Below are 8,113 nucleotides of genomic sequence, written 5' to 3'. Positions count from 1 at the left end.
CAGACAGCGCACAGCCCAGCACCCGTGGCCGTCGCCGCAGCGATGAACACCGCGAGGGCGCGGTCTCCGTGGCTGAGCTCATGGCGCGCAGCAAGCGCCGGAAGGAACAGCAGAACAAGGACACCAAGAAGTAGATGCAGGCACCACGCATGCGAGTGGCGGTCTGGGGACACTCCCGGGCCGGCCATAACTTCGCGCGACGTTTAGAGTGGGCAGGCCATACCGTCGAGAAGCTTGAGGACCCCGCCCAGCTGGACCGCTTCGATGCATTGATTCTCGCCGCGACGGCGAGGGAGCTGGAGGGGGCGGTGGGGGACGTCGAAAAGCACGTGCGCCCCAAGCAAATCGTCATCCACACCTCATTGCTGGCTGGGGTGGAAGCCCTTGATGAGCTGGAAACGCGCGGGTGTCTGACGATTGCCGCAGCTCCCCTGGGCGACTCCTACGCGGTGGGCGCTCTCGATGAGGTGGCGGATACCGTCATTAGTCTGTTGCTTTCAGAGATTCATCAGACCGCAGAAACAGTGCCTGAGGCACAACGTGCGGAGCGAGCCGCGCGGTTGTACTACGCGGAGATGCTCGGTGTGCTGAGTGCTTGGGCGTCTTTAGAGGCGAAGATCATTGAAGACTTCATGGGCAGCGATTTTGAGCTTGACGCTGATGACATCATCGCGGCCTATCCCGCCGCGGTGGAGCTCGGCATGGCGCGCAACTACCGCGACGTCGCCCGCATGGTGGGTGAGAAGAAGAACATGGAAGAACTGGAACTGTGGGCACTAAGAAAGGAAGCGCCGTGGCAGAGCAACTCCTAGTGGAGGATATCGAGCGCATCCGCATGGTCGGCAGCGCCTACCGCAAGACGGGTAAGCGCGTGGTTCTCGTGCCGTTGGGCCGCGATATCCATGCGGGTCACTTGGCCTTGGTGCAGGCAGCACAGCGCGTGCGCGGTGGCATCGTGGTTGTGGCTGTGGACCCGGAGACGGACATCTCTTCCCTCGACGGTGTTGACGTGGTGTGGCGCTATGGCGAGCAGAGCCAGCGCACGCGGGTCCTTGCACCCGACCACGGCATGGAGGACGTGAGCTCGGAGCTAACCCGCATTGTGGCGCTGACCTGTGCGCTGGGTCCCAGTGATGTTTTCATGGGGGAGAAGGACTACGAGCTGCTCGTGGCCACCCAGCAGGCCTTTACGGACCTTCACATCGCGGCGCGTGTGCAGGGAGTTCCTTCGGTGCGCATGCCCGATGGTGTGGTGATGAGCCTGCGTAACGCCGACGTCGCGGCAGAGGCCCGCGAGCAAGCCAGCGCATTGTCAGCGGCACTTACCGCCGGTGCGTACGCGGCGGAGTCCGGGGCCGAGGAAGTCGTCCGTCTGGCACGTGAGGTGCTCACTGCCGCGGGCGTCGAGCCGGAGTACGTGGAGCTGCGCGGACGCGACCTAGGTGAGGCCCCCGCAGAGGGCGATGCCCGCCTCTTTATCGCCGCCACCATCGGCGGCGTGCGGCTCATCGATAACGCGGGCGTGCCGTTGGGAATTGGTTTCCGTAACTTGGAGCAGCGCGGATAAAAGTCTGTGGCGCAGGTCTCCACCAGCTAGGTTGGAGGCATGAAGATTGGAATTCTGGGAGCCGGCGCCATCGGCGGATACTTTGGCGGAAAACTGAAAGCAGCGGGCCACGACGTCGCCTTCGTCGCCCGCGGTGAGACCTTGCGGGTGCTGGGGGAGACGGGCGTGACGCTGATCGACGCCCACGCAGAGCCCACCACCACCGAGGTCATTAAGGTCCCGGCTGCGCAATCCTTTGCTGAGGTCAAGGAGCTCTTGGGTGGGTTGGACGTGGCGATTATCGCGTCGAAGGCGCTGCCGGGCAATGAGACCTTTGGCAGCGCGGAGGACCGCGAGGCCCTGCAGGGTATCCCGGTGGTGACCACTCACAACTCAGTAGAGATTCCGTACCTGGCGGCCGAGGAATTTGGGGAGGAAAACATCCTTGCCGGTGTTGCTCGCGTTTATGCCACCCGCCTGGGGCCGGCGCAGATCAAGCGCAATCCGGGGCCCTTGGCTTTGGCTTTTGGTCCGCTGAGTGCTGATGCGCCGGAGTCGCTGCGCCGTACAGGTGAGGAGCTGGCGGAAGCGCTCAAGGAGGCGGGTGCCTCCAGCAAGTTCCACGACGCCGCGCTTGTCGACGTCTGGTCGAAGGCCATGTTCGTTACGCCTACTGGCACTCTGGGCGCCTTGGTGGATAAACCGATTGGTTACCTTTGCCAGGAAATCCCTGGCCAGCTTGAGTCCTTCATGCGGGAAGTCGAGGCCGTCGGCCGCGCACTTGGCGTGGAGCTACCAGAGAACGTGGTGGAACAAACCATGGAGTTTGCCCGCCAGCAGCACCCGGATAGCACGTCCTCGATGCAGCGCGATATCAAGGAGGGACTGCCCAACGAATTAGACGCCCAGGTCGGAGCTATCCGACGCATGGGCGTCAAAGCTGGGGTTGCAACCCCGTTGTGGGATTTTGCGCAGGAGGTGCTGGAGGCACAGTTGCGCACCGCCTAAGAGTGCGCACTGCACAACGTCGGTGCCTTATTCGGTACCGATCTTGCCGTCCTTCTTCCACACCACAACCACGGCCGGGCGCGGGGTGGACTTGCCGCCGTCAGGCCAGTGGGAGGTGGCGTTCTCAAAGGTGGCGTCGTCAGCCTCGCCCGGGTGCTGAACGTTGACCATGACGCGGTCATCGTCGACGATCGGTCCACAGGTCTCCGCGCCCGCCGGGACGGTGAGGAAGCACTTGAGTTCGCCGCGGGTCTCACCCTCGGTGGTCACGGCGTACAGGCCATCGTTGGAGTCCAGCGCGTTGCCGTCGGTAGAAATCCACAGGTTGCCGTGGTTGTCGAAGGCCAGGTTATCCGGGCAGGAAATCGGGGAGACCTTCTCCTTGTCGAAGCCACCGAAGTAGGTGCTGGCCTCACGCGGGTCACCACAGACCAGGAACAGGTTCCAGGTGAACTTCTCGCCAGCGTGGTCATCCTCGAGCTCCATGACCAGGCCGTTCTTGTTCTCCTTGACCGGAGCCCATTCCTTGGCGTCTTCCTTGTTCTTCTTGGCGTTCTCACCGGTGGCGCCGCGGTACTTGTTGTTGGTCAGTGCGATGTAGACCTTCTCGGTCTCCGGGTGAACCTCAACGTCCTCTGGGCGGTCCATCTTGGTGGCGCCCACCTTATCGGCGGCCTCACGGGTAAAGACGGCGACCTCTTCGGCGGACATACCGTCCACGTGGGACTCGAACTTGTTGTTCTCCGTATCGGAGGTCAGCAGCTTGACCCACTCGCCGCTGCCGTCGAAAGCACCGTCCTCCGGCAGGACACCGGAGCCGTCGATTTCCTTCTCCGGGGAGTTGCCTTCCATCTTGGCCACGTACAGGGTGCCGTGGTCCAGGATGGTCATGTTGTGCTCCAGGTCGCCTTCCTTGTACTTCTTGGAGGAGACGAACTTGTAGACGTACTCGAAGCGGGAGTCATCGCCGGAGTAGCACACCACGGTGCCATCCTTGGTGATGTGGATGTTGCCGGCCTCGTGCTTGTAGCGGCCCACAGCGGTGTGCTTGACCGGGGTGGAGTTCGGATCCAGCGGGTTGATCTCCACGAGCCAGCCAAAGCGGTTCGGCTCGTTCGGCTCCTTGGTTACGTCGAAGCGGTCATCGTACTTCTCCCACTTACGCTCGGACGGGCCCTCCTTGATACCGAAGCGTTTGAGGGATTCAGCGGCCTTCTCATCCTTGACGTCGCCGCCTGCGAAGTACTGGTCGAAGTTCTCTTCGCCGGAGAGCATGGTGTTCCACGGGGTCACGCCACCGGAGCAGTTGTTGAGGGTACCCAGGACCTTCTCACCCTTCGGGTCGGCGGAGGTCTTCACCAGGTCGGTGCCCTTAGCGGGGCCCACCAGAGTGAACGGGGTGGTGGCGGTAATGCGGCGGTTGAGCGGGCCGAATTCGCGCTTGAGCTCGCCGGAGCCCTTCACCTTGGAAACCTCGAGGATGGTGTGGCCGTGGCCAGCCCAGCCGATCTTCACCTGCTCCTCGGTGGGGTTCTCCGGGTCGTAGTCCGGGAACATCATCGGCTCGGTGGTGTACTCGTGCGAGCACATGTAAATCATGCGGTTCTTGTCATCCGGGTGGTCGATGAGGCCGGCGAAGTCATTGTTGAAGCCGAACTGCTTCTCCGCATCCGCGGCGGTCTGGTTATTGACATCGAATTCCGGAGCGCCCTCGATGACGGGGTCGCCCCAGGCAATCAGGACGGACTGCTCGTAGCCCTTGGGGATGACGACCTCATCCTTGGTGTTGGCCTCAACGGCCTCGAAGTGCATGCCCTCGGCGGAGGTGAGCTCGATGTCGGAGCCCTTGACCTCGCTGGTCTTGTCGGAAGCTCCGCCGCCAGCTGCAGAATCCTTTTCGTCTGGTGCAGCACAAGCAGCCAGGGCGGAGGAACCACCAACGGCGACGACGGCCAAGCCACCGGCACGCAGGGCGGTACGACGGGAGAACTGATCGCCGAAGTAAGGGTTGTCGGAGGTGTTCTCGCACTCGCCGAAGCAGGCATTACCGCACTTGTAGGTGCAGGTAAGAGAAGAACGAGAAGAGGTAAACATGTTAGCCAAGAGATTGCGGCCATTGAGTGCCATGAAAGTGATGCTCCAAAAATCAAAAATCGTTGGTTGCGCAAGGGATGTCGCAACGAGGTGTCGCAACGGACGTCATGAGTTAATACGGTTGAGATGACCGCACGGTTGATGCTGTCTAACCGCTAGATGAACACTCTGTGAACCGGGATCGCGCCAGCGTATGAGGATCGACTACCCTAGACAACCGTGAGCGAGAAGAAGAATACTGAAGTTACTGACGTCCCCGAGCAGCTGCGCATCCGCCGCGAGAAGCGCGCCCGACTGTTGGAGTCCGGCACCGAGCCTTATCCGGTGACCGTGGACCGCACGATCTCCCTGCGGGATCTCCGCCAGCAGTTCCAGGTCGTTGCCGAGGACGAAGCGCCGGCCGCGGAAGAGGGCGTCACCTACCTCAGCGCGGGTGAGGAGACTGACGTCGAGGTTGCCATCGCCGGCCGCCTTATCTTCATGCGCAATACCGGTAAGCTCTGCTTCGCCACCTTGCAGGATGGTGATGGCACCCAGGTGCAGGCCATGCTGTCGCTGGCGGAGGTAGGGGAGGAGCGCCTCGCCGCGTGGAAGTCTGACGTTGACCTGGGTGATTTCATCTCCGTAAGCGGCCGCGTCATTGCTTCGCGCCGCGGCGAGCTGTCCGTCATGGCTTCCACGTGGACCATGGCGGCGAAGTCCTTGCGCCCGCTTCCGGTCTCCTTCGCTGACATGAACGAGGAAACTCGCGTCCGCCAGCGCTATAACGACCTCATCGTGCGCGAGGAGGCCCGCAAGAATGCCATGACCCGCGTGAAGGTCATGCGTGCGCTGCGCAACTACCTGGAAGATCAGGGCTTCGTGGAGATCGAAACCCCGATGCTGCAGACCCTCCACGGTGGTGCGGCGGCCCGCCCGTTCGTGACCCACTCCAATGCTTTGGACATCGACCTGTACTTGCGCATCGCCCCGGAGCTCTTCCTGAAGCGCGCTGTTGTCGGCGGCATTGACCGTGTCTTTGAGATCAACCGCAACTTCCGTAACGAGGGCGTTGACCGCTCCCACTCCCCGGAGTTCGCCATGCTGGAGACCTACGAGGCATGGGGCGACTACAACGACTGTGCCCGCACCATCCGTGAGTCCATCCAGTCGGTGGCCCGCGCGGTCTTCGGTTCCACCACCGTGACCTTGGCGGATGGCACGGAGTACGACCTCGGCGGCGAAGAGTGGCCGGAGATTGAGATGTACCCCTCCCTCAACGAGGCTCTGCAGCGCAAGTTCCCGGGCCAGCCGGAGGTGACCATCGACTCCACCGTCGAGGAACTCAAGGCGATTGCCGACGTCATCGGGCTCGACGTCCCGAAGAACGGCGGCTGGGGCCACGGCAAGCTGGTGGAAGAGATCTGGGAGGTGCTCTGCGAAGACCAGCTCGAGGGCCCGATCTTTGTGAAGAACTTCCCGGTTGAAACCTCCCCGCTGACCCGCCAGCACCGCTCCCAGCCGGGCGTGACGGAGAAGTGGGACCTCTACGTACGCGGCTTCGAGCTGGCCACGGGCTACTCGGAGCTCATCGACCCCGTCATCCAGCGCGAGCGCTTTGAGGATCAGGCTCGCTTGGCCGCCGGCGGTGATGAGGAGGCCATGGTGCTGGATGAGGACTTCCTGGCCGCTATGGAGCAGGGCATGCCGCCGACGGCCGGTGCTGGCATGGGTATGGACCGCCTACTCATGGCTCTGACCGGCCTGGGCATCCGCGAGACCGTGCTCTTCCCGATCGTGAAGCCGGAGCACTAGTTTCTCCTAGCTTCCACCTGCCCGCGCCCGTCTCTTTTGTGGCTGCGCGGGTTTTCTGGTTTTCTCAGTGCCGGCCCGGCCCGGCACAGATTCTGCTGCTTATGCATGCTGCGCCTCCAGCCCCCATGAGGGGAAAACTGCTGCGGCTGGCCGCAGGATTGACTAATCCGTGGGAAGATGCAGGTGTGACAAAGCTACTGAATGCCCTGCCCCTCGCACTAATGGCCTGTACTGCGGCAGCGTGCTCTGCTGCCGAGGATTCCACCAGCGGTGAGCCGCAATTCCACAACACCTCCACCACCGAGACTTCCGCCGATAACGCTGAATCTACGGAAGCGAGCCCGTCTCCGACGTCTGGGAAGGACAAGGAAGGCGACTCGGGCCTTAAGGAACAAGCTAAGGAAGACTTCATCGCCACCAACTTGGGGCACGCGACCTCCACGGTGTATGGAGTAAGCAGCCCAAATGACCGCGTGGCCTGCACAGTCACTGAGGATCAAGGGCTGATCGGGTGCAGCGTCATGTTCGCTGATCCGCCTCTGTACCCGGCGACCGGGCAGCCGCTTTGGCTCTCCAATTCCGTCAATTTCGATGCGAACGCGGGCTTTTATCCCAATGTGAAAATGGGAGGAGACGCCGCGGCACCCACCAGGCTGGAAGCAGGGAACACCGTCACGATGAACGGGGTGACGTTTGAATCCGTGAGTGAGGATGAATTCACGGTCAGGATTGATGGCCACCACTTCACGGTGAAAGACGATGGTGAATACTACTCCGATACCTTCCCGCCGGAGCCAGATGGGGAAGGAAAAGCCATGGCCGGAACTATCTGTGGGGACCTCGGTAATGGCGAATACGTCTATGCCAAAGAGAATGGGACGAACTGCGCGCGGGCAATGGAGGTTCTTGAGTATTACAAGAACTATGACTTCGCGCCCACGGAGGGCGGCAACCGCGGGTACCTCATGGAGGATGACTTCAGCTGCTCCTATAACGCCGATCCCGGCTGGCCAGACGAGCCCGACTATCGGTGGCTAGGCTGCAGCATCGAAGATGGCGGCGCAGTCGTCGTCCTGGACCCGACCGCGCGCGCACTCGTGTCCGAGAAAGGTGGGCAGCGCTAGATCAGTGCGGGCCGCGAGTCAGCGTGAGTTCGTAGGAGCCGCTGGGCGTCGTGAAGCACAGCAGCGAGGTGCCCTCGGGGATGGCTGCGGTAGCGTGCGGCAGTAGCCTGATGGGGCCGTGTGTGCGGATGCGTGGGGAGGATAACTCCGCCGCCAGGAAGCTGCCCACGTTACTCACCATCCAGTTATCCTCTTGCTGCCAGAAGTGGAGGAAGTGACGGTGCATGGAGGCGTCATCAGGAGCCAGTGGGAAGTCTCCCGCGCGGCCTGCCACTAGCTGCTGACCTGGGCGCACGACGGCGCGTTCCCCAGCGGAGTTAGTGACAAGGAGGTCGCGCTGCATCCAGAGGCCTTTCTGTAACTTTAGGCAGTAGCTTTTAGAGAGCTTTTAGAGCTTTGAGTAGCACGGAGGACGCTGTCACCTTTACATTGCCGTGTGGCCTAGCGCACTCGCTGAGATTCCGGGGAGTGCCACCCAACGAGGGTCCACATGTGGCTCGTGTGGCACCCCCGGCCACCAGAGGAATACACTAAATCGCTCACGTGT

The 8,113-nt window shown here is 62.1% G+C and carries 7 protein-coding genes; 5 read left to right on the top strand and 2 right to left on the bottom strand.

Annotated elements, in window-relative coordinates; all coding sequences use genetic code 11:
• Positions 1–134: 134 nt before the first annotated feature.
• Genes RDN59_RS10545 through RDN59_RS10535 form a run of 3 tightly spaced genes read left to right on the top strand, consistent with a single transcriptional unit; the run spans position 135 to position 2,554 of the window.
• Positions 135–812, top strand: coding sequence for a hypothetical protein (locus tag RDN59_RS10545; RefSeq protein ID WP_308607796.1), 678 nt, complete (start codon positions 135–137; stop codon positions 810–812).
• Positions 794–1,567, top strand: a complete 774-nt coding sequence (locus RDN59_RS10540; RefSeq protein WP_374044610.1) for a pantoate--beta-alanine ligase — start codon at positions 794–796, stop codon at positions 1,565–1,567. Before RDN59_RS10545 ends, RDN59_RS10540 begins: the two co-directional genes overlap by 19 nt.
• Before the next feature lie 39 nt (positions 1,568–1,606).
• Positions 1,607–2,554, top strand: coding sequence for a 2-dehydropantoate 2-reductase (locus tag RDN59_RS10535; RefSeq protein WP_308607795.1), 948 nt, complete (start codon positions 1,607–1,609; stop codon positions 2,552–2,554).
• 27 nt (positions 2,555–2,581) lie between these two features.
• Here the strand turns inward: RDN59_RS10535 and RDN59_RS10530 are convergent, their stop codons facing one another.
• Positions 2,582–4,681, bottom strand: coding sequence for a PhoX family phosphatase (locus RDN59_RS10530; RefSeq protein WP_308607794.1), 2,100 nt, complete (start codon positions 4,679–4,681; stop codon positions 2,582–2,584).
• A gap of 186 nt (positions 4,682–4,867) precedes the next feature.
• Here RDN59_RS10530 and lysS point away from each other — a divergent pair, with 186 nt between their 5' ends.
• Entirely contained in the window at positions 4,868–6,442 is a 1,575-nt protein-coding gene (lysS, locus tag RDN59_RS10525; RefSeq protein WP_308607793.1) for a lysine--tRNA ligase, read from the top strand.
• Positions 6,443–6,627: 185 nt separating this feature from the next.
• A complete protein-coding gene (locus RDN59_RS10520; RefSeq protein ID WP_308607792.1) occupies positions 6,628–7,566 on the top strand; it encodes a hypothetical protein in 939 nt (312 codons plus the stop codon).
• 1 nt (position 7,567) lies between these two features.
• On the opposite strand, the gene RDN59_RS10515 is transcribed toward RDN59_RS10520, so the two are convergent.
• Positions 7,568–7,909: a hypothetical protein gene (locus tag RDN59_RS10515; RefSeq protein WP_046647209.1), complete on the bottom strand. Its 342-nt coding sequence runs from the start codon at positions 7,907–7,909 to the stop codon at positions 7,568–7,570.
• Positions 7,910–8,113 lie beyond the last annotated feature (204 nt).

It is taken from the genome of uncultured Corynebacterium sp. (assembly GCF_902489365.1).
Lineage (GTDB): Bacteria > Actinomycetota > Actinomycetes > Mycobacteriales > Mycobacteriaceae > Corynebacterium.
This window is presented reverse-complemented; position numbering and strand designations above follow the sequence as displayed.

What these genes read in the sequence shown, in the direction of transcription:
- RDN59_RS10545 (WP_308607796.1), top strand. Translation starts at nt 135, where the DNA reads ATGCAGGCACCACGCATGCGAGTGGCGGTCTGGGGACACTCCCGGGCC.
- RDN59_RS10535 (WP_308607795.1), top strand. Translation starts at nt 1,607, where the DNA reads ATGAAGATTGGAATTCTGGGAGCCGGCGCCATCGGCGGATACTTTGGC.
- RDN59_RS10530 (WP_308607794.1), bottom strand. Translation starts at nt 4,681, where the DNA reads ATGGCACTCAATGGCCGCAATCTCTTGGCTAACATGTTTACCTCTTCT.
- RDN59_RS10515 (WP_046647209.1), bottom strand. Translation starts at nt 7,909, where the DNA reads ATGCAGCGCGACCTCCTTGTCACTAACTCCGCTGGGGAACGCGCCGTC.